General features: G+C 64.8%; 20 protein-coding genes. 5 read left to right on the forward strand and 15 right to left on the reverse strand.

Annotated features, from left to right (window positions below; genetic code table 11):
* Positions 1 to 10: 10 nt before the first annotated feature.
* Complete coding sequence (locus tag LWC34_RS31075; RefSeq protein ID WP_233728611.1) at positions 11 to 766, forward strand: SDR family NAD(P)-dependent oxidoreductase; 756 nt, start codon at positions 11 to 13, stop codon at positions 764 to 766.
* A complete protein-coding gene (locus LWC34_RS31080) occupies positions 763 to 1,203 on the forward strand; it encodes a RidA family protein (RefSeq protein WP_233728612.1) in 441 nt (146 codons plus the stop codon). The genes LWC34_RS31075 and LWC34_RS31080 overlap by 4 nt, the downstream gene beginning before the upstream one ends.
* On the opposite strand, the gene LWC34_RS31085 is transcribed toward LWC34_RS31080, so the two are convergent.
* The 9 genes from LWC34_RS31085 to LWC34_RS31125 all read right to left on the reverse strand — a co-directional run bounded on the left by LWC34_RS31085 (position 1,160) and on the right by LWC34_RS31125 (position 9,906).
* On the reverse strand, positions 1,160 to 1,462 hold the full coding sequence (locus tag LWC34_RS31085) for a CHAT domain-containing protein (RefSeq protein ID WP_233728613.1): 303 nt from the start codon (positions 1,460 to 1,462) through the stop codon (positions 1,160 to 1,162). The genes LWC34_RS31080 and LWC34_RS31085 overlap by 44 nt on opposite strands.
* A gap of 255 nt (positions 1,463 to 1,717) precedes the next feature.
* Positions 1,718 to 2,263, reverse strand: a complete 546-nt coding sequence (locus tag LWC34_RS31090) for an RNA polymerase sigma factor (protein WP_233728614.1) — start codon at positions 2,261 to 2,263, stop codon at positions 1,718 to 1,720.
* 31 nt (positions 2,264 to 2,294) lie between these two features.
* Positions 2,295 to 3,893: a S8 family peptidase gene (locus tag LWC34_RS31095; protein WP_233728615.1), complete on the reverse strand. Its 1,599-nt coding sequence runs from the start codon at positions 3,891 to 3,893 to the stop codon at positions 2,295 to 2,297.
* Between the two features lie 71 nt (positions 3,894 to 3,964).
* Positions 3,965 to 4,750: a PaaX family transcriptional regulator gene (locus tag LWC34_RS31100; protein ID WP_233728950.1), complete on the reverse strand. Its 786-nt coding sequence runs from the start codon at positions 4,748 to 4,750 to the stop codon at positions 3,965 to 3,967.
* Positions 4,751 to 4,861: 111 nt separating this feature from the next.
* On the reverse strand, positions 4,862 to 5,509 hold the full coding sequence (locus tag LWC34_RS31105) for a hypothetical protein (protein ID WP_233728616.1): 648 nt from the start codon (positions 5,507 to 5,509) through the stop codon (positions 4,862 to 4,864).
* 8 nt (positions 5,510 to 5,517) lie between these two features.
* The gene (locus LWC34_RS31110) at positions 5,518 to 6,720 is read right to left on the reverse strand and encodes a PucR family transcriptional regulator (protein ID WP_233728617.1); all 1,203 of its coding nucleotides are present in this window, start codon (positions 6,718 to 6,720) and stop codon (positions 5,518 to 5,520) included.
* A gap of 81 nt (positions 6,721 to 6,801) precedes the next feature.
* On the reverse strand, positions 6,802 to 7,257 hold the full coding sequence (locus tag LWC34_RS31115) for a (2Fe-2S)-binding protein (RefSeq protein ID WP_233728618.1): 456 nt from the start codon (positions 7,255 to 7,257) through the stop codon (positions 6,802 to 6,804).
* A gap of 9 nt (positions 7,258 to 7,266) precedes the next feature.
* A complete protein-coding gene (locus tag LWC34_RS31120) occupies positions 7,267 to 9,441 on the reverse strand; it encodes a xanthine dehydrogenase family protein molybdopterin-binding subunit (RefSeq protein WP_233728619.1) in 2,175 nt (724 codons plus the stop codon).
* 135 nt (positions 9,442 to 9,576) lie between these two features.
* Positions 9,577 to 9,906 (reverse strand): DNA glycosylase AlkZ-like family protein, encoded by a 330-nt coding sequence (locus LWC34_RS31125; RefSeq protein ID WP_233728620.1) that lies wholly within the window; start codon positions 9,904 to 9,906, stop codon positions 9,577 to 9,579.
* Between the two features lie 97 nt (positions 9,907 to 10,003).
* On the opposite strand from LWC34_RS31125, the gene LWC34_RS31130 reads away from it, so the two are divergent.
* Both LWC34_RS31130 and LWC34_RS31135 read left to right on the forward strand, forming a co-directional pair.
* Positions 10,004 to 10,798 carry an SGNH/GDSL hydrolase family protein gene (locus LWC34_RS31130; RefSeq protein ID WP_233728621.1) on the forward strand — a complete coding sequence of 265 codons (795 nt, stop codon included), beginning with the start codon at positions 10,004 to 10,006 and terminating at the stop codon, positions 10,796 to 10,798.
* Positions 10,795 to 11,241, forward strand: coding sequence for a TetR/AcrR family transcriptional regulator (locus tag LWC34_RS31135; RefSeq protein ID WP_233728622.1), 447 nt, complete (start codon positions 10,795 to 10,797; stop codon positions 11,239 to 11,241). Before LWC34_RS31130 ends, LWC34_RS31135 begins: the two co-directional genes overlap by 4 nt.
* On the opposite strand, the gene LWC34_RS31140 is transcribed toward LWC34_RS31135, so the two are convergent.
* Complete coding sequence (locus LWC34_RS31140) at positions 11,229 to 11,987, reverse strand: SDR family oxidoreductase (protein ID WP_233728623.1); 759 nt, start codon at positions 11,985 to 11,987, stop codon at positions 11,229 to 11,231. The two genes, LWC34_RS31135 and LWC34_RS31140, sit on opposite strands and share 13 nt — an antisense overlap.
* Positions 11,984 to 12,739: an alpha/beta fold hydrolase gene (locus LWC34_RS31145; protein WP_372496653.1), complete on the reverse strand. Its 756-nt coding sequence runs from the start codon at positions 12,737 to 12,739 to the stop codon at positions 11,984 to 11,986. The genes LWC34_RS31140 and LWC34_RS31145 overlap by 4 nt, the downstream gene beginning before the upstream one ends.
* A 69-nt stretch (positions 12,740 to 12,808) precedes the next feature.
* On the opposite strand from LWC34_RS31145, the gene LWC34_RS31150 reads away from it, so the two are divergent.
* Entirely contained in the window at positions 12,809 to 14,095 is a 1,287-nt protein-coding gene (locus tag LWC34_RS31150) for an aminotransferase-like domain-containing protein (RefSeq protein ID WP_233728625.1), read from the forward strand.
* Here LWC34_RS31150 and LWC34_RS31155 read toward each other — a convergent pair.
* The 4 genes from LWC34_RS31155 to LWC34_RS31170 form a co-directional block, all read right to left on the reverse strand.
* On the reverse strand, positions 14,074 to 15,303 hold the full coding sequence (locus tag LWC34_RS31155; protein ID WP_233728626.1) for an HNH endonuclease signature motif containing protein: 1,230 nt from the start codon (positions 15,301 to 15,303) through the stop codon (positions 14,074 to 14,076). The two genes, LWC34_RS31150 and LWC34_RS31155, sit on opposite strands and share 22 nt — an antisense overlap.
* Positions 15,304 to 15,763: 460 nt before the next feature.
* The gene (locus tag LWC34_RS31160; RefSeq protein ID WP_233728627.1) at positions 15,764 to 16,291 is read right to left on the reverse strand and encodes a DUF4865 family protein; all 528 of its coding nucleotides are present in this window, start codon (positions 16,289 to 16,291) and stop codon (positions 15,764 to 15,766) included.
* A 74-nt stretch (positions 16,292 to 16,365) separates the two neighbouring features.
* A complete protein-coding gene (locus LWC34_RS31165) occupies positions 16,366 to 17,424 on the reverse strand; it encodes an alginate lyase family protein (RefSeq protein ID WP_233728628.1) in 1,059 nt (352 codons plus the stop codon).
* Between the two features lie 117 nt (positions 17,425 to 17,541).
* A complete protein-coding gene (locus LWC34_RS31170; RefSeq protein WP_233722595.1) occupies positions 17,542 to 18,393 on the reverse strand; it encodes an IS5 family transposase in 852 nt (283 codons plus the stop codon).
* Positions 18,394 to 18,423: the final 30 nt, after the last annotated feature.

Here is an 18,423-nt window from a genome sequence, read left to right on the forward strand (position 1 = left end):
AGCTGGCTCGGTGACGATAAGGAATTGCCTGGTCACGGGCGCAAGCCGGGGTATCGGCAGTGTGATCGCGGGCAGGTTGTCCGCCGCCGGTCACCGGGTCGCGCTCACCGCCCGCAGCGCGGACCAGCTCGCCGAGGTGGCGGAGAAGCTGCCAGGGCCATCATTGTGCCTTCCCGCCGACGTGACCGACGCGGCCGCCATCCAGAACGTGTTCTCGACCGTAGAAGACACGTGGGGGCCGGTGGAAGTCCTTGTCCTGAACGCGGGCGCGGCGGTGGCGAAGCCGATCGCCAAGCTGACCGACGAGGACTGGCAAGGCCAGCTCGACCTCAACCTCACCGCGCCCTTCGTGGCGATGCGCCGCGCGATCCCGGCGATGACCAGCAACGGCTGGGGACGGATCGTCGTCATCGCCTCGATCGCGGGCCGTGAAGGCGAGCCGAACCTTGCCGCGTACACCGCGAGCAAGCACGGTGTGATCGGCCTTGTCCGTACCGCGGCTGCCGAGGTGGCCAAGCGCGGAGTGACAGTCAACGCCGTTTGTCCTGGTTACGTGGATACGCCCATGACCGACGGCTGGGTCGAGCGGATCGCGGAGCGAACCGGCCGCCCGCAGGACGAGATCCGGACGGCGCTGGAGCGCAAGCAGCCGATCCACCGGCTGATCACCGCGCAGGAGGTCGCTGACGTGGTCGACCTGTGCGTCGGCAGCGGTGCCATCACCGGTCAGGCCATCAACGTCGACGGTGGTGCGGTGCAGTCATGATCGAACGAGTCAACCCGGCCGAGCTCGGCAAACCGTCAGGGTTCTCGCACGCGGTCGCCGTGAACACCGCCGACGCCGAGCGAATCGTCTTTCTCGCAGGTCAAACCGCCCTCAACATCGAGAACAAGATCGTTGGCGACGGCGTGGTCGAGCAGTTCGAGAAGGCACTGGGCAACCTCATCGCGGCCCTGCGCGGGGCAGGCGGCGAGCCGGAGGATTTGGTCAGCGTCACGATCTACATCGTGGACATGGAGGACTACAAGGCGCATGCCCGCGAGATTGGGCGCGTCTGGCGCACGTTGGTCGGCACCGAGTACCCGGCAATGGCGGGCATTGGCGTGAGCCGGTTGTGGGACGTCGAGGCGCTCGTCGAAGTCCAGGGGTACGCAGCTATTAGGACGACCCGAAGCACACAAACGGCATCAGCGGCTGAATGAGCGTGGCATCGGCCAACGTACGTGCTGGCCGATACCCTTGGCGCAACCCTCGGTGATACGCGGCCATCACGTCGACAGCGGCGCCGTCATCCACCGAGGCCACACTGGACAATACTGTTTTGGTTCCGCTGTAAAGCAAAGCGGCCGTGAACCCCAGGATCTCGTCGCCGTTGCGCACGACGGTCTGCCCGACATCGCACGACGACAGCACAACGTGCGCCGGCGCCGACCGAAGCTGGTGGATGTCGTACGCCATCATCGGGCCATCGCATGATGGTGACTGACTCACTGTCGAAAGTGATCAGCCTTGGCCGCTCGTCAACGCGTACCGCCGCCGGTTCGCGCGCCTCGGTCGCCTGCATCACCTCGACGTCCGTGGTATCGAGTTCGATCGCGAACTTGACCCGGGCGAGCAGATCGTCGGGCATGGGATCGAACCGGCGCCACAGCTCGCCGACACCGGCGAGTATCGCGTGATCCCGCTCGTCGAGCGGCTCGTCCGGGGAAGTCATCGCTAGCTCTCCTCGGCGAAGTCAGCGGACAACGCGTCCCGCAGCTTGGCGAGACACCGGCCCCTGGTCGGACCGATGCTGCCCCTTGGCATCCCGAGTGCGGCACTGACGGTGTCGTAGTCGGGCCTGCGGGTGAAGGCGATGATTCGGAGCAACTGCTGGCACCTGTCCGACAAGGTGCCGACTGCCAGCCACAACTGGCGCGTGTGTTCGATCTCAACTCGCCGTTCCTCCGGCGTCGGGCCGAGGTCGGGCAGTTCGGCGAACATCACGTCCTTGGCAGGTACCTCCATCCGGGTGGCGTTGCGCACGCGCCAGGCTTCACGCCTGGTCACGGTGACAAGCCAGCTGGTCAGTGCCATCGGGCTGCGGATCTCCGCCACCGCGCCGAGCAGTTTGAGCCATGCGGTCTGGACGATGTCGCTGCTGGCGTCACGGTCAAATCCTTGTGCCCGTGCGACTTGCCACAACAACGGCGTCAATTCGTCGACCAGGTCGGCAAGACTGGCCTGGTCGCCGCGACGCGCGGCTTCCAGCAAATCGGCCATTCTGGCGTGATGCAAGGAGGTATCGGGCATCTCATCCGCCAGCTCTCGTCAACGCGGCCCGCGCCCGTTTGACGGCGACCTCGCGGTCCACAGTCTTCAGTGCGAGGGCGGGATCATCGGTGGAACACGTGATCATGGCGGCGGTGATTTCCGCGGCGGCGAGGGGAGCGGCGAAGGATGTGCCGTCCCAGACGGCGAATCCGGCGCGGTAGTCGTCCGGGTCCAACGCGCTGCGGCCGTCGACGGGCACCATGCTCGCGCTGACCGAGCCTTGCACGTCGATCGGGAACGTGCTCACCACACCGGCGCCGGTCGCCCATGCGCGAACCCATGGCGCCTCATTGCTGAACAATGCCCGTGTGGTGCTTGGATTCAACGCGCCGACGCTGATCACCTGGGGTGCGACATCCGGGGTGGTTGGCCGTTCGGCGAGCGCGGCTGGATAGAACCGCCTGCTGGTGGCCTCGTTGCCCGCCGCGGCGACCACGAGCACGCCGAGTTCACGCAACCTGTCGATTGCTTCGGCGGTCAATCCGGTGAACGAGCTCGTCGACCCGGCTTCGTCGAAGTACCCAAGGGACAACGAGACCACGTCGATCATTCGCTCTGGATCGTTCTCCTGTGCGTCTTGTACTCGCAAGATCAAGCTCCACAAGGCAAGCAGAACATCGCTTTCGTACACGATGCCGTCGCTGTGCAGGACCCGGACCGCGAGGACGTTCGCGTCCGGCGCGGATTGCCGGATGATCCCAGCGATGAATGTGCCGTGCCCGGTGTCCCGATCCAGGTTGCCCACCAAGGGGTTGTCGGTGACGGGCGCGTCCCAGAAGTCGGTCAGGATCCGGGTCGGTGTCGTCAGAGCGGCTTCTTCGCCTTGCTCGCGGATCGCGTCCTGCAGTTCGGGGAAGACGTTGAGGAACCCGGTCGGCGGAGCCGTGCGGTCGGGCAAGTCGAACCACGGATGCGGGCCGACTCCCGTGTCCAGAACCGCGACAACAGGCCGCCGATCGAACACGTGGCTTCGAGGTGGCGGGGGAGCGGCCAACGATACCGGGATACGTCCGGTCGTGCCGCCGCGTGCGTAGCCAGCGTCGCTCGTTTCCCAAGGCGCGCCACCGATTCCGCTGGCTTCCCATGGCGCGCCGCCAATGTCGACGGAACCGACGAGTAGATGGTCGACCGAGATGCGGTCCACGAAGTCCTTACGCAGCCTGCCGTTCAACGCGGCCACTCGCAGTTCCTGCAATGCCAGCCAGCAGTCGACCTGGGTTGGTTTCGTTGTTCGGCCGATCGCACGTAAGGACACTGGGCGGGGCAGTCGGTACAGGCGTTCGGTGTATTGGTTCTGGTGCCTCGGGGTGATCAGTTCCAGGTCGACCCGGTTCAGCACTTCGTTGAAGGCGACGGTGTTTCGGGCATCACGGATGATGTCGTTGGGGATCAGCATCGAGCCAGCTCGGTACACAGTGGACCTTGGCGGCGGGTAGGGGCCGCCCGCGACCAACGCGTTGACGGGGTTCAGCACGCGAGCGCCGTGCCTTTCCAACAGGTTCTGGGGAATCTCCGGGACCGCGCTGCGATCGTCATCGCCGTAGGGCTTGATTGGCTTCTTGACGAACTTGACCACCATTCGCTCTCCCCTTCGGGTCGCTCTGGTACCACAGGTGCGCCTTACCTGCGTGTCAGATACGTCCCACGGGGTCACGAAGACGTTACGGCGTGCCTTTCGGCCGGGGTGGCCAGTTGCGCCTGAAGGGTGAAGAACAGATCGGCCGCCTTGATCCCCGCCCAGTCAGCGGGCAGCAGTTCGGCGGGCAGGCCCGGGTCCAGATAGGGCAGTCGACGCCAATCGGTTAGCAGGCGTACATATTTGACGAACGCCTCGCGGTCATCGCTCGCGCGCTCGGCCTCGTGCGACTGGACGAACTCGTTGTACAGGCTTTCCAGTTGGTCGAGATCCCACCAGCGGCGGACCTTCTCGGCAAGGTCACCGAAGGCAAGGTGCTTGCTGTGAAAGAGGTCCGCGTACCCGCTGAGGTCCAGGCGCCGCAACATGTCCTCGGTTGCGTCGGACAGGTGCGCGGGCGCGATCCAGACCCCAGGGGCCGTGGTTCCGAAGCCAAGACGGGTGAGCTGCGAGCGCAGCAGGTGGCGTTTGTAGCGTTCGGACTCGGGGACGGAGAAGACCGCGAGCAGCCAGCCGTCGGCGAGAGTGGCTCGTTCCTGCCGGAAGATCCGCCGGTCGCCTTCCTTGAGGATCGCGAGGCCTTCGTCGGACAGCTCGTACCCGGCCGCCCCGTTCTGCCGCTGGGCCTGCAGCATGCCCCTGCGCTTGAGCCGAGAGATGGACGAGCGGACCGCCGCCTGGTCAACGCCAAGATCGGCCATCAGGCTGATCAACTTGGCCACCGACATCCAGCCGCCAGCTCCGCGCGCGTACAAGCCGTACACGGTCACGATGAGGTGCCGCGGCTGCGCAGTTTCCATGGCGACCGTCACGTACCGACAATAGCCGCCCGCCCACCCCCGCCGTGTCCACCGTTCCTGAAGGCCGTGTCCACCATTGCGGAACACCGTGTTGACCGTTGCTTGCGGGCTTTACCGTGGGATGGGGATCGTCGGATCGCGGTCTTTGGGGTAGCCGATCTGCTCGGCCAGGTCGTTGGGCAGGGATGCCCGGTCGAGGCCGACGCGCAGCAGCAGCTCACGGACTTGCTGGGGTTTCGCGCGGGTCAGGATGTCCACTATGCCCGCGCGCAGCCGGGTGAAGCGCCGGACGAACTGCTGCACGTCCTGGTCACGCCCAGCCCGGATGGCCTCCCAGCTCTCCTTGTGGGCACGTGCCCAGGTGGTCAGCTGGACCAGGTCGAACAGGGTCGTGCCGCTGCTCTCGCGCTTGATGTCCACGAACTCGCTGCCGTCAAGCACCGGGTGGGGCCAGCTCAGGTGGTAGTCCGCGCCGGACTTCGTGGCATAGGCCCAGAGGAAGACTTGGCGGTTTTCGGCCATCGTTCGGACCACGATCGAGCCGTCGGGCAGGTCGTAGGCCGAGGCGATGTCGGTGGCCGCCTCGATCACGGTGGCCGCGCGCTGCCCCTCGGCCAGCAGCACGTGTCCGCACCAGCCCTGTGGGGTGATCAACGGGTCGAGATCCGAGCCAGGCAGTGGCCCATCCGTACCAGCGATTCGCTCGATCCAGACTGTCCGCAACGCTTCACAGTCCCGCAGGTACGCGCTGTCTTCCACCACCCTCATTATGCCGGTCGGGCTGGTGGGGGCAGATGTGCGGTGTCCGGAAAGATCGACAATGCCCGGAGTGCCGTGCCGATTTCCATGATGTCCGCCGGATCGGTCAAGGTCCGGCCCAGTTCGTCGGTGATGCGTTTGAGGCGGTGGCGGATCGTGTTGGGGTGGCAGAACATCCGCTGCGCGGTCAGCTTGGTCGAACCTTGGCCCTCGAACCAGGCACGTAACGTCAGCAGCAGCACATTGCGTTCCTCGCCAGGAAGATCCAGCAGCGGCCGGAGTACCTGGTGCGCCAGCTGGACCGAGGCTTCCGGCGCACTGGCCACGAGCCCGGCCAGCGGGGAATCGTTGAACTGCACCATGCTCGCCGTGCCCGGGGCCAGGCTGGAGAGCGCGACCCTGGCCAGGTGCAGGGCTCGCGCGGTGTTGCCGAGTCCGGTGTAGACCGGGCTGACGCCAACGCGCCCGGAGATGTCCTCGCTGACCAGGTCCACGATCGCGGCCGAGGCGTCTGGGTGCCGCAGCGATACGACGCCTACCTGCAGATCCGGGGTCAGCCGCCACGCCGAGGCGAGGCAGCGTTCCCGTAATCGAGACTCGATGCGCGGCAACGCCTCCTGGCCGACAACCGGGGTTTCGGCAGCCACCACCACGAACGTGCCGTCCAGCGACAGGTCCAGGACGCGCGCGATGTCCCACAGCGAGCCCTCCGAGCCTCCCGCGAACAACGCCTCGACCAATGCGGAGCGCCGGGTTTGGTGCGCCAGCATCATCGATGCCGTCGTGTCCCGATAGGACGTGGTCAACGCTTCAGCGTAGTCGTCCATCAATGCCCAGATCGCTGTGGTGACCGCGATGAGTTCGGCGGTGTCACGGGTCATTTCGGTGAATTCGAGCCAGACCTGGGTGAGCCCGATGCGGTAGGCGCGCAACAACTCCGGCAGGGGAGCGCCTTGTTCCGCACGGGCTCGCCCAGTCGCCGTGGCCTGCGACGTGTCCGGCGGCTCGACGCCGCGCAATGTCCGCATCACCACGGCGATGTTCACCGTGACCGACCGGGTCAGCTCGTCGTGCGAGACGAACTCGGCCCGGCCGTACACCGGCATTTCCTCGATGATCTGGGCGACGGTGTTCTTGATCATCTCCGGCTTGCGCCGCTCGGCCGCGTCCGCGAGCCGGGCGAGCACCGGTTGGGTGTCCACGAAGTGCATCGACGCTCCACACTGAGCCTCTAAGCAGGGGGCCTCTAAGCAGGGTTAGTGGACGATAACACCACCGTTCAGTCCAACGCGTTACATCTTTTGGGCGGCTTTCTTGATGGCCTGGCGGATCCGGAAGTACGTGCCGCACCGGCAGACGTTCTCGATCTTGTCGATGTCCGCGTCGGTCGGGTTGGCCGTACGTTTGAGCAACGCCACCGCGGCCATGATCTGCCCTGGCTGGCAGTAACCGCATTGCGCAACGTCCTGCTCAAGCCACGCTTCCTGCACCGGATGCAGGTCATCGCCGTCCGCGAGGCCTTCGATCGTGGTCACTTCCTTGCCCGCGCATTGTGAAACCGGGGTGACACACGGCTGGATCTCCTTGCCCGCGAGGTGACTCGTGCAGGCGTGGCAGACACCGATGCCACAGCCGAACTTCGGTCCCTTCACGTCGAGCTTGTCCCGCAACACCCACAGCAGCGGCATGTCCGCGGGCACGTCGACGCTGACCGGGTTCCCGTTGACGGAGAACGTGTATTTCGGCACTGTTTTCTCCTAGCGGGGGAACGGGTCGAAGTCGACGGGGAAATTGATCGGGAAGCTGCGCGGCTTGATCCCGGTCGCACGGGCGTAGGCGTTGGCGATCGCCCCCACTGCCGCTGGCACGCCGAGTTCGCCGCAGCCGCCCGGTTCGCCGTTGGCGGGCATGACGTGGATCTCCACCTGTGGCGGCGAGTTGCGTTGCCTCGCGTAGTGGAACTGTGAGTAACTGCCTTCCAGCGGCAGGCCTTTCTCGATGTGCAGGCCCGCACGCAGCGTCGTGGAGATCGCGTCGGTCAGCCCGCCGAGCATTTGTGCCTGTACGCCAAGAGGATTGATCGGCCTGCCGACGTCGACCGCGATCACGGCCTTGGTCACCCTGGGATTCTTGGGATCCCGTGCGTCCATTTCGACCAGACACGCCGTACACGACTTGTACTCGTCATGGAACGCCACGCCCTGGGCATAGCCTTTCGGCATGGTCCGGCCCCAGTTGCCCGCCGACGCGACCTTGTCGAGCACCGCGCGTTGCCGGTCGGTTTTGAGGGTTTCCCGCCTGAACGCCACCGGGTCCTTGCCGAGTTTCGCGGCGATCTCGTCGACCATGATCTCCTCGGCACCCCTCGTGTTGGCCGAGTAGACCGACCGCCAGCTGCCGGTGTGCATCCGCAGCGGAACTTCGTTGAGCAGCTGCGTGCACACGCCGAAGTGGTACGGGACCTTGACGGTTGTGAGGAACACCGTCTGCGCGAAGCTGAGGTTGCCGCCGACCGGCAGATGCGCGGCCGTCGCAGTCAGGATTTCGCCTAGGCCGTGCCGGAAGTCGGTTTCCACCGAGGCAACGCGGTGCTCGAACGTCAGCACCTGGCCGAGGGCGAACGTCGCGCGGATTTTGTGGTGGCTTGCCGCGCGGGCGCGACCGTGGCGCAAGTCGTCGGTCCGGGTCCACATCAGTTTTACCGGGCGGCGCATGGCCTTCGAGATCTGCGCGGCCTCCAGCGCGCCGTCGAAGAACAGCCGCCTGCCGAACGACCCGCCACCTTGCGTGACGTGCACTGTGACTTTGTCCTGCGGCAGGCCAAGGGTGGCCGCGATGGTCTGCTTGGCCACGATCGGCGACTTCAGGCCCGCCCAGATCTCCGCGCGGTCGGCTTTCACGTCAGCGATCGCGGAGTTGGTTTCCAACGGCGCATGGCTGACGAACGCGAAGTCGAACTCGCCGTCGACGTGCTGCGTCAACAGTGGCGGAACCACGAACGGCAGCGCCGCCGAGCGGAGCTTGGCCTTGATGTCCTTGTCGGACAAGGCATCGATCGTGCCTGGATTCCAGGTCACCTTGAGGGCGTCCTTGGCGGCGATGGCTTGGCCGAACGTCTCGGCCATTACCGCGACACCCGTTGGTACGACAGCGATCGCGAGCACACCGGGCATGGACTTGGCGACGGAGTCGTCGACCGACTTGACCGACCCGTTGATCGTCGGAGGCCTGCGCACGACCACTGGCATCGCCCCGGGCACGTCAAGGTCCAATGTGTACTTCATCTGCCCGGTGACCATCGCCCGAGCGTCTATTCTGGACTGAGCCGTGCCGACAACCCGGTGCTCTGACTCGGGTTTCGGTGTGGTGGAGCCGATAGCGGTCAGGGTCGCGGCGATCTTGGTGAGCGTGCCGAACGAAAGCGTCCGGCCATCAGGTGCGACAACCTTCCCGGACCTGGTGGACAGCTTCTCAGGCGCGAGATTCCATTGCTTGCCAGCGGCCGCGACGAGCCGCGCGCGTGCGGTCGCCGCGGTGCGCCGGACCGGGTCGTACACCGAACGGATCGTGTTCGAACCGCCAGTGAGCTGGTTGAACAGCAACTCGGCGCGCGCGTCCGCCAACGATACGCGCACCTGGGAGACCGGTAGATCCATCTCTTCGGCGACCAGCATCGCGGTCGCCGTCGTGATGCCCTGGCCGACTTCGGACCTTGGCAGCTGGAACTCGACCGTGCCGTCCGGATTCACTTCGAGGACAAGCATGTTCGCCGTCGGCGCGCCGGCGAGGATGAGGATCTCACCGAGATCCGCGAGTTCCGCTGGCGCGGGCAGGCTCGGCAAAGCGTCAGCGGACAGGTTCGTCGCGACTGTCAGGGTTGGTGCGGCGACCAGGAACGTCAGGAATCCGCGCCGGGTGGTGGGAGTGGCCATCGGGGCCCCTTTCCGGGGTGGGAACCGAGGTCACAGTAAGTACCGATATGCGCCGATTCAACGTTCCGTAGTCGTGTCACGCTATTTGTGTGACGACGTGACAGTTGCGGGCCTGGGAAATGTGGCCAGCCACAGTCACGAGGCTTCGAAGCGGATGTCGTGCACCGCGTCCGGCGCGTGGAACTTCAGCAGCGACAAGCCTTCCTTGGGCAGCGCGGTGACCAGGTGGATCGTCGACCGCATCAAGGCCAGCCGTAGCACTTCGTCGTTGCCGAGCATGCCGGACAACGCGTACGGGTCGAAGTCGATCAGCCGGCTCCGTAAGCCGGGGTACCAGCTGTGCGTCGTCTGGGCTTGCAGACCGATCAAGTGCTCGATCGCGGCGGAGATCGGCATGTCCGAGCGGTCGAGGAGAAGCTGACGGGCCAGCGTGGCGCGGTTGAGGGCCTTACGGGTGAGCTTCATAGCACGAACACTATGGCCAATAACGGACAGGTCCTGGCCTCAATTCGGCGGGGATGGTAGACACTGTCTACCTGAATTCGAGGTTACAGGGGCGTGAATGAGATACCAACGCTTTGTCGCCATCGGTGACAGCTGCACCGAGGGTCTTGACGACCCGTACCCGGGCGGTGCGGTGTACCGCGGCTGGGCCGACCTGGTCGCGCAACGACTGGCTTGCGACAACCCGGACTTCCGGTACGCCAACCTCGGCATCCGAGGCCGGCGGCTCGACCAGATGATTGTGGAGCAGATCCCTGCGGCCATGTCGCTGAACCCCGACCTGGTCGCCCTCTTCGGTGGTGGTAACGACATCATGTCGGGCGGCTACTCGGAGCGCGTCGTGGCTCGTCGAGTGGACAAGGCGGTCCGGGCCCTGACCGAGCTGGCGCCGACCGTCGTCGTGTTCACGCTGAGCGACATCTCCAGCCGCATGCCGTTCGGCTGGCGCATGGGCCCGCGTATCGAAGCCCTCAACGCCGCCATCCGCGAGGCTGCCGTGAGTTATGGCGCGGTCCTCGTCGACCTGTGGGGCGATCATGCCGCTGGAGACTCGCGGTACTTCGGGCCCGACCGCCTGCACTTGGCCGAGACCGGCCATCGCCGTCTGGCCGCGCACCTGCTTCGCAGCTTGGACGTTGCTTACGAGCCTTCGTGGCTGGAACCGCTTCCCGGCGTGCCCGCGCCCCCGAGCATGGTGTCCAACGCCCGCTGGGTCGTCCAGCAGGTCTGGCCCCTGGTGCGGGGACGGATTCGTAACCGTTTGATCGGCCGACAGCCAGGCGATGGCGTCCTGCCGAAGCGCCCGCACTTGCTCCCGGTAACCGAGTTGCTGCCTGTGCCCGGCAACGCGTGAGCACCCGCAAGCGCCTGGTCGATTGTGCGCTTGAGGTGCTCGCTCACGACGGCGTTGACGCGGTGACCGTGCGCCGTGTCGCACGCGACGCAGGCATCTCGCACGGCGCACCCTTACGGCACTTCCCGAACCGCGCAGCCCTGTTGTCGGCCGTGGCATCAACTGGGTACGCCTCGCTCGCACAGCGGCTGCGCGAGGCCGAGCAGCTGACCGCCGCGTGCGAGTCCTATGTGGACTTCGCTCGAGGCGGCCCCGCGTTGTTCGAGTTGATGTTCCGCCAGGACATGGCGCCACTCGGCACTGAGGTGTTCGAGCAGTTCCGTCGCCTTGTCCCAGGTTCCGAGCTGCAAGCGGCTTCGTTGTGGGCGGCGTTGCGCGGGTTGGCTTTGCTGCCCGACGCTTACGCCGTCCTTGCCGTCACCTTGGAGCCTTACGTCCGGTAGTACTGGAAACCCGCCGAGCTCTGCGCGACCGGCATCAGCTCGATGAGGTTGATGTTCACGTGAGCCGGTTGCGCGGCCGCCCAGTGCACAGACTCGGCGACATCGTCGGCGGTCAACGGCTGCAGGCCCTTGTACACCGCATCGGCCTTCTCCTGATCGCCGGAGAACCGGACCGTGGAGAACTCCGTCCCGCCGACCATGCCCGGGTCGATGCACGTCACGCGCACGCCGGTGCCATGCAGATCGCTGCGCAGCCCCAGGCTGAACTGCTGCACGAACGCCTTGGTCCCGCCATAGACATTCCCGCCAGGGTAGGGGTACGAACCCGCGACCGACCCAATGTTGATCACGTGGCCACGGCCGCGTTCCACCATGCCCGGCAGCACCGCGCGCGTGCACGTGGCGAGTCCCTTGCAGTTGGTGTCGATCATGCGGTCCCATTCGTCCTGGTCCGCGCGCTGCGCCGGTTCGATCCCCAGCGCCAGACCCGCGTTGTTGACCAGCACGTCCACATCCCGGAACGCGGACGGGAGGTTGTCCACCGCCGCATAGACCGCCGCCCGGTCGGTCACGTCAAGCTCAAGTGGCAGAACCCGGTCGCCGAGCTCGTCGGCGAGTTCGTTGAGCTTGTCGACCCGCCGGGCCGAAGCGATGACGTGTGCGCCTTCCATCGCGAACCGCCGGGCAATAGCCGCGCCGAACCCGGTGCTGGCTCCCGTCACGAACACGATCATGTCTTTGCTCATACCCATACCGTATTAAGAAGTCGTTCGAATGCCGCGTTGAACTCCACTGGCCGTTCCAAATTGGGCATATGGGCAGCGCCCTCGATCACGGCAAGCTCGGCCCCGGGAATCAACGCCTGCATCCGCTCCGCCACGGCGACTGGCGTGTACTCGTCCAGTTCCCCAACCGCGACAAGCGTTGGCACAGTGATAGTCCGAAGCAAATCGGTGTAATCCGGTCGTTCCGCGCGCCCTCTCAACGCGGCGGCCGCGCCTGCGGGCGGCGCCTTCTTCATCATCCGCATCACGTGCGCGGAGTCGTTGCCCTTCGCGACCATCTTCCACTGAACCTCGGTGGCATACGGCTCCATGCCCTCGCCTTCGAGCCGGTCAGCCATGGTGTTGCGCGCTGTGACGCCTTCGGGTGTTTCGGCGCCAGGAAAGGTGTCCGCGAGCAGCAAACCCGCGACGCGTTCGGGAAACTGCCGGTAGAAGTCCATCACGATCTGCCCGCCCATGGACAGTCCACCGAGGACGAACTCGTCGACCTTGAGCTCGTCGAGCACCAGCCCGGCGACCTCCTTGGCGAACGCATCCAGTGGCGTCTTGCCGGGGATGACGGGGCTCTGCCCGTACCCCCGAAGATCGGGGACGATCAAACGGTAGCTGTCGCTGAACCGCTCGACCTGAGGCCGCCACATGGACCGGTCGAACGGATGACCGTGGATGAGCACGATCGGATGGCCGGAGCCGACATCGTCATAGCTGAGCACGGGTTTCACGCTAACCACGGCTCGTGTCTCGGTGCAATAGAAACATTGCTCTCGGTGCAATATGGTGCAATGGTGGATTACCTCCGGATAGCCGACAAGCTTGCCGCGGCCATTGCGTCAGGCACGCTGAAGCCGGGCGATCAGCTCCCGCCCCAGCGGCAGCTGGCCCGCAAGTACCGCATCGCCAACTCGACGGTCACCCGGGTGTACACCGAGCTCCGGCGCCGCGGCCTGGTGGTCGGCGAGACGGGCCGGGGGACATTCGTGCGGGCTGCCACGCCTGTGGGCGATGCGTTGACGGAGCCTGCACTAGCCACAGTGGACATGGAGCTGAACTTCTCCGTGTTGCCAGGGCAAGCCGCTATGCAGTCGGCGAGTCTGGCGGGTTTGATGCGCTCGGACGTGCTGACGGAGGCACTGATGCCAACGGCCGTCACGGGTAGTTCCGCTTTGCGTTCGGCGGCTACGCGGATGATGACCCGGGGCGGTTGGAGCCCTTCGAATGTGGTGTTCGCAGGCAATGGCAGGCAGGCAATCTCGGTGGCGCTGGAGGTATTGGTCCCTACTGGTGGCCGTCTAGGAGTCGAGCCTCTCACTTACCCTGTGGTGAAAGGGATCGCGGCTCGCCGTGGCATCACTTTGGTTCCGTTGCCGATGGATTCGGATGGCCTTGCCGTACAGGACCTGACGGGAGTGGATGCGGTCTACTTCCAGCCAACCTTGCACAACCCGTTGGGTGTCACGATGTCTGCCGCGCGCCGAGCGTCGTTGGCCGCAATGCTTGAGAAGGCAGGCATCTACGCGATCGAGGACAACATCTACGGCTTCCTGGCCGACGACCTCCCGCCCATCGGGCGAACCATCGTTGTGGACAGCCTGTCCAAACGGCTTGCCCCGGGGTTGACTGTTGGTTTCATCGCGCCACCACCCGAGTTGACCGACCGTGTCGTGGCCGCAGTGCGGACCACAGGCCTTGCGGCCCAACACTTCGCCATAGAAGCCGCAACCCGCTGGCTCACGGATGGCTTGGTAGACCAGATCTGCTCGGCGAAACGTGCCGACGCCGCAACCCGTCAGGAAATCGCCCGCGAATACCTGCCGGTGACAGGAGACCCACGCGCCTACCACTGCTGGTGGGAACTTCCAGACCCATGGCGCGCAGAGACTTTCGTGGCAGCCGCGGCCCGCCAAGGCATCGCGATAGCCCCAGCCGCAGCCTTCGCGGTGCTGCCCGGCCACTCCCGCAACGCGGTCCGCCTGTCATTGTCCGCTCCTCCATTGGAAACCCTGCGCACAGCATTAGGCACCCTCGCACGGCTCGCAGCGAGTACCCCTTACGAAGCTCTGGATTCCTGACGGTGTAAGAGGTTCCGCCGTGGCTTCCGCTCAGGATCCACGAAGTCCGGCGGAATGAACCAGGCGACGTCGTCTTTGAGCTCGACTTTCCAGTCGCTTCGGTGCATCAATCTGTGGTGACGCCCGCAGAGCAGCACGAGGTTGTCGACGGCGGTAGGCCTGCCGTGTTGCCATTCCACTATATGGTGCCCGTGGGACACACTCGCTGGTCGTTCGCAGGTGGGGAAGGTACATCCGCGATCGCGAAGGACCAAGGCCCGCCGGATGTGCGCGGGGATGGTGTATGCGGGGACGGCGATGTCGAGTGGCTTGGATGCGCCGCCCATCACGGCAGGCAGAACGTGGGCATCGCAGCAGATTCGTCGCGCGTCGGCGGTGGTCAGTTGGGTTCCCGGCAGAACATGGTCGGCTGCGAGATTCATCAACTGGTTGAGGGAGATGGTGACGGCGACCTCTGTCTTGAGGCCATTATGTGTTGGTAGGTCCGGACAGTTGGCGGCCTGCTGGAGCACATCGCCGAACGCGTCTCCAGCCCGTTCGGCGTAGCCGCGAGGGTCGTCGGCCTCGTACTTCTCGAACGGTTTAAGCAGTTCGTTGAACAGCACGGCCGTCTCGGCATCGAGCCGCCCCTTGAACTCGAGGTGTCCATCGCTGTAGGTGTGTCGTCGTAGTTCCCGCTCGGGGCGTTGTGGCGCATCGAAGTTCGGTGGTTTCCCATCCGGGTCAACGATGTCTCGCACGACACGCTCGCCAAACCGGGCCAACGCGTTCGGATCATCCTGAGCGGCACGCTCGATGAGCAGTTCTTCAGCGAGGGTAATCTTCTCAGGCTCAAGATGATCCAAGCTGCCAACAAACCTCCGGATCACCTCAACCTGCCCAACGCTGACGTCGCCAGTATCGAGTTTCTTGGCAGTCAACGGAATCGAGGCCTCAATCGCGGCACCGGTGGGTGTCTTCGCGTCATTCAGGGCGGCCGCGTGCGCAAGCCGTTGATTGCCCTCACTGCGCGAGATGTTCAACATATGCATGAGAAGCGCGGTGGTGTTGCTGTACCCCAAGGAGTACGCGGTGCCCCGCGCATCCGCTTCGGCCAGGAAAGCAAGGTGCTCGGCATAGTCCCGGCGTAGCTTGCGTTCTGAAGCGGAGATACACGCGACAAGCTCGCGGTTATCGAGCTGCCAGAGTGTTGATGTGATCTCCCCCATATCTCCAGGTTACGCCGTTGGAACGTGAAAGTCCTTGCAATGCAAGGCAACCACACGATCGGGTGCAGAAGCTGGACAACGGAACGCGGCAGAGAGCGGGGAGAGCACTGAGCGAAAACAGGAAGGCGGAGAGCGGCCGAAAGCGCAGTGTGCGCAAACGAAACTGCGGCGGTGATCCGCCCACGGGAAGCAACAAGAAGCGGAAGCCAAACGGATCGCCGCCGTACCACAGCTGCGCGGAAGCGCGAAGGTCCCCTTCGAGCTCCCTTACTCCCATCGGGCAGGCCAGACGGGGAGAAAGGGAGGGCGGCCCCCTCTACTCTCGGTGGTCTGCCGTCCGGCGAGGACACGGTCCGTTAAGAAGCCAAAAAGCCAGGTCCAGATAAAACACGGTGCCGCAAAGGAGGACACGGTGTGCTGGAACGGTGGACACGGTGTGCTGGAACGGTGGACACGAACCTCAGGTGCCTTGGGATATATGCAGGACCTCATACCGCCCGGGAGCCGTGTCCGACCATACGGTGAAGTGAACCAACTCCCACCGGTCCGGATCGACTCCCGCAACGGTCGCGTACACCGACTCCGAATCCGCCAGCTCCCCAAGAGGCTGCACAGCCTCGGCCACAAACTCAGTCAGGTCAACGCCCTCGGGAATCGGAGTCACCGTCCGAGAAGCGGACCGAGCCACATCCCCAGACCCGAACTCCACCGCGACCCCAGTCCAGTGCCGAACCACAGGCCGCCCGAAATCCCGGACGATGCCCTGAAACCCGCCCCCACCCCACAGAAACTTCCCCATCCCGGCAACGTCGTTCCACACGTAGAACGGCGCATACTGGTTCACCGCGGACCCGTCGGCCACAGTCCGAATCAGATAGGCCTTGAAACCCAAGCCCGCGAACCCATCCATCAGGTGCCCGCGAGTGGCCACCCGGTGACGAATGATCGACATGTCGTAGTTGGCAGGCAGCGTGATCGAGTACTGCATGGCATACATAGTGATCCCCCAGTCCGCTGGTCTGCGAAAAACCTACCAGCGCACTGGGGGATCCAGGGACCTCATTAACTGGCGTTACCTGCGTGCGTCAGCGTGTACCACGCGACGAACAGGTTGTTCGAACCGTGCGGGCGTCCAGCCTCGGTCCACGCCTGGGTGTTGGGCATGGCAATGCCCTGACGTGTCACGAAGTGGTTCATGCCGACCTCGGTCACCGGACCGAGGCCACGATTCACCGCACCACCGCACAGCCACGACGGCGGGCCTTCACGCTCGTACCGAGTGTGGAAGCCAAGAGCCGTACGCAACCGGTCACCGACCTCTGGGTAGAGGTCCTGGCCTTGGATTCGCGTCGTCTCGGCGAAGGCAGCGATCGAGGCGATGCCGTAGCCGGTGTGGGTGAAGTCCCGGCACGTTTCCTGGCTCAGCCCTTCGACGAACGTCGACTGGTTGTGCCAGTAGGAAATGATCTCCGCCCTTGTGTCGATTCCACTGCCTGGCGGGGTTCTCGGCAGGGCGCCGTCGCTTGGCAGGTAGATGAACGCGGGCACTCGGGTGCGGAAGATCCCGACTGCCTTGTCGTAGGCGGCTCGGTCCTCAAGGAACACAGCGATTCCCAGGGACGCTTCCATCATGGTCAGTTCCCAGTTGCCGTTCGTGTTCGCCCGGCCGTTGGCGATCTCCGGCAGGTACACGTTTCGCAACATCGTGCCGAACCGGCCGGAGTTCGGCCAGCTCGAGTAGGTGTGCTTGATGATCTCCGCGGCCTTCGTCCACGACGCCGCCGACCATGCGGTCTGCAGGGGTGCGTTGGAGTTCGTATGGTCTCGGATGGTGTTCGACCACGCGTCCATGATCTGGATGGACTTGGTGGCGTACTGGGAGTTCTGGGTGATGTACCACATCAATGCCAGGGTGTACGCGGCGATCGCGTCCTGACGTTCATCGGTACAGCCCAGGTTCGGGTTCGAATAGGGGCCACATTCCACTACCGCACGCGGCCTCGCCGTGCGCGACAAAGATCCGTACTGACTGCCAGCCATCTGGTTGTAGGCATTGCGCCATGGTTGTGCGTTCGCGTTGACACGACCGCGGACGAAATCCAGCTGGGCACGGCTGACCATCACTCCAGGGTGAGTGAAGACCGCAGGGGCCGCGCTTGCCGGAACCGCGGGTACAGCGAAGGCGATCAGCAGGGTTAGAACGCCGGAAAGCAGCCCTAAGAGGGCATCTGATCTTAGTTAGGCAAGAATGTCTGCTTTGGGTGGATCGTTTCGCCAGGTTTGGGTGGATTCCCCGGTCAGGGTGCGGCTCATTATGTTAGTCATCGCCCAGTGGACCATCGTGCGCGACCGCTGGGGCAGGGCTTCGTAGTCGCGCGCGAGTCGGCGGTGTTGCATCAGCCAGCCCAGACTGCGCTCCACTACCCACCGCCGGGGCAACACGTGGAATCCCTTGGCAGAAGGGCGTTTGACGACCTCAACCCGGATACCCCGCTGGGCTCCATGACGGATGACTGTGTTGTTGTAGCCACCGTCCACCCATGCCGCCGACACGGTCGGATGCGCAGCGGCGAGATGATCGAGAACCTGTTGCCCGCCAGCGGAATCCTGCACCGACGCCGCGGTCACGATTACCGCCAGCAGCAGGCCGAGCACATCGGTGGCGATGTGCCGTTTGCGGCCCTTGATCTTCTTGCCCGCGTCGATACCCTGACTGGATTCGCTGACATTGCAGGAGGTTTTCACGCTCTGCGAGTCGATGATCGCCGCCGTCGGGGCAGCAGCGCGGCCTTTCGCGACGCGGACTTGGTCACGCAACAGGTCATGCAGCGTTTCCGTTGTGCCATCGGCTTCCCACTTGGCGTAGTAGTCATAAACCGTCTTGCAGGGCGGGAAGTCGTGCGGCAGATACTCCCAGGCGATCCCGGTCCGGCACACGTACAGGATCGCGTTCACGATCTCCCGCAAGTCATGCACGCGCATCACGGTTCCCGGCCCACGCCGGGCAGCACGCCACGCCGTCAGCGTTGGCTCGATCAACGCCCAGCGAGCATCGGACAAGTCGCTGCGGTACGCACGCCGGGACCCCACAAGTTGATCAAGGTATCAGCCGTCACCCGA

It is taken from the genome of Kibdelosporangium philippinense (assembly GCF_021390435.2).
GTDB classification, from domain to species: Bacteria; Actinomycetota; Actinomycetes; order Mycobacteriales; family Pseudonocardiaceae; genus Kibdelosporangium; species Kibdelosporangium philippinense.

Coding starts and splice junctions, on each gene's coding strand:
- LWC34_RS31080 (WP_233728612.1), top strand. CDS start 763: ATGATCGAACGAGTCAACCCGGCCGAGCTCGGCAAACCGTCAGGGTTC.
- LWC34_RS31085 (WP_233728613.1), bottom strand. CDS start 1,462: ATGATGGCGTACGACATCCACCAGCTTCGGTCGGCGCCGGCGCACGTT.
- LWC34_RS31090 (WP_233728614.1), bottom strand. CDS start 2,263: ATGGCCGATTTGCTGGAAGCCGCGCGTCGCGGCGACCAGGCCAGTCTT.
- LWC34_RS31095 (WP_233728615.1), bottom strand. CDS start 3,893: ATGGTGGTCAAGTTCGTCAAGAAGCCAATCAAGCCCTACGGCGATGAC.
- LWC34_RS31100 (WP_233728950.1), bottom strand. CDS start 4,750: ATGGAAACTGCGCAGCCGCGGCACCTCATCGTGACCGTGTACGGCTTG.
- LWC34_RS31110 (WP_233728617.1), bottom strand. CDS start 6,720: ATGCACTTCGTGGACACCCAACCGGTGCTCGCCCGGCTCGCGGACGCG.
- LWC34_RS31120 (WP_233728619.1), bottom strand. CDS start 9,441: ATGGCCACTCCCACCACCCGGCGCGGATTCCTGACGTTCCTGGTCGCC.
- LWC34_RS31125 (WP_233728620.1), bottom strand. CDS start 9,906: ATGAAGCTCACCCGTAAGGCCCTCAACCGCGCCACGCTGGCCCGTCAG.
- LWC34_RS31130 (WP_233728621.1), top strand. CDS start 10,004: ATGAGATACCAACGCTTTGTCGCCATCGGTGACAGCTGCACCGAGGGT.
- LWC34_RS31140 (WP_233728623.1), bottom strand. CDS start 11,987: ATGAGCAAAGACATGATCGTGTTCGTGACGGGAGCCAGCACCGGGTTC.
- LWC34_RS31150 (WP_233728625.1), top strand. CDS start 12,809: ATGGTGGATTACCTCCGGATAGCCGACAAGCTTGCCGCGGCCATTGCG.
- LWC34_RS31155 (WP_233728626.1), bottom strand. CDS start 15,303: ATGGGGGAGATCACATCAACACTCTGGCAGCTCGATAACCGCGAGCTT.
- LWC34_RS31160 (WP_233728627.1), bottom strand. CDS start 16,291: ATGCAGTACTCGATCACGCTGCCTGCCAACTACGACATGTCGATCATT.
- LWC34_RS31165 (WP_233728628.1), bottom strand. CDS start 17,424: ATGGTCAGCCGTGCCCAGCTGGATTTCGTCCGCGGTCGTGTCAACGCG.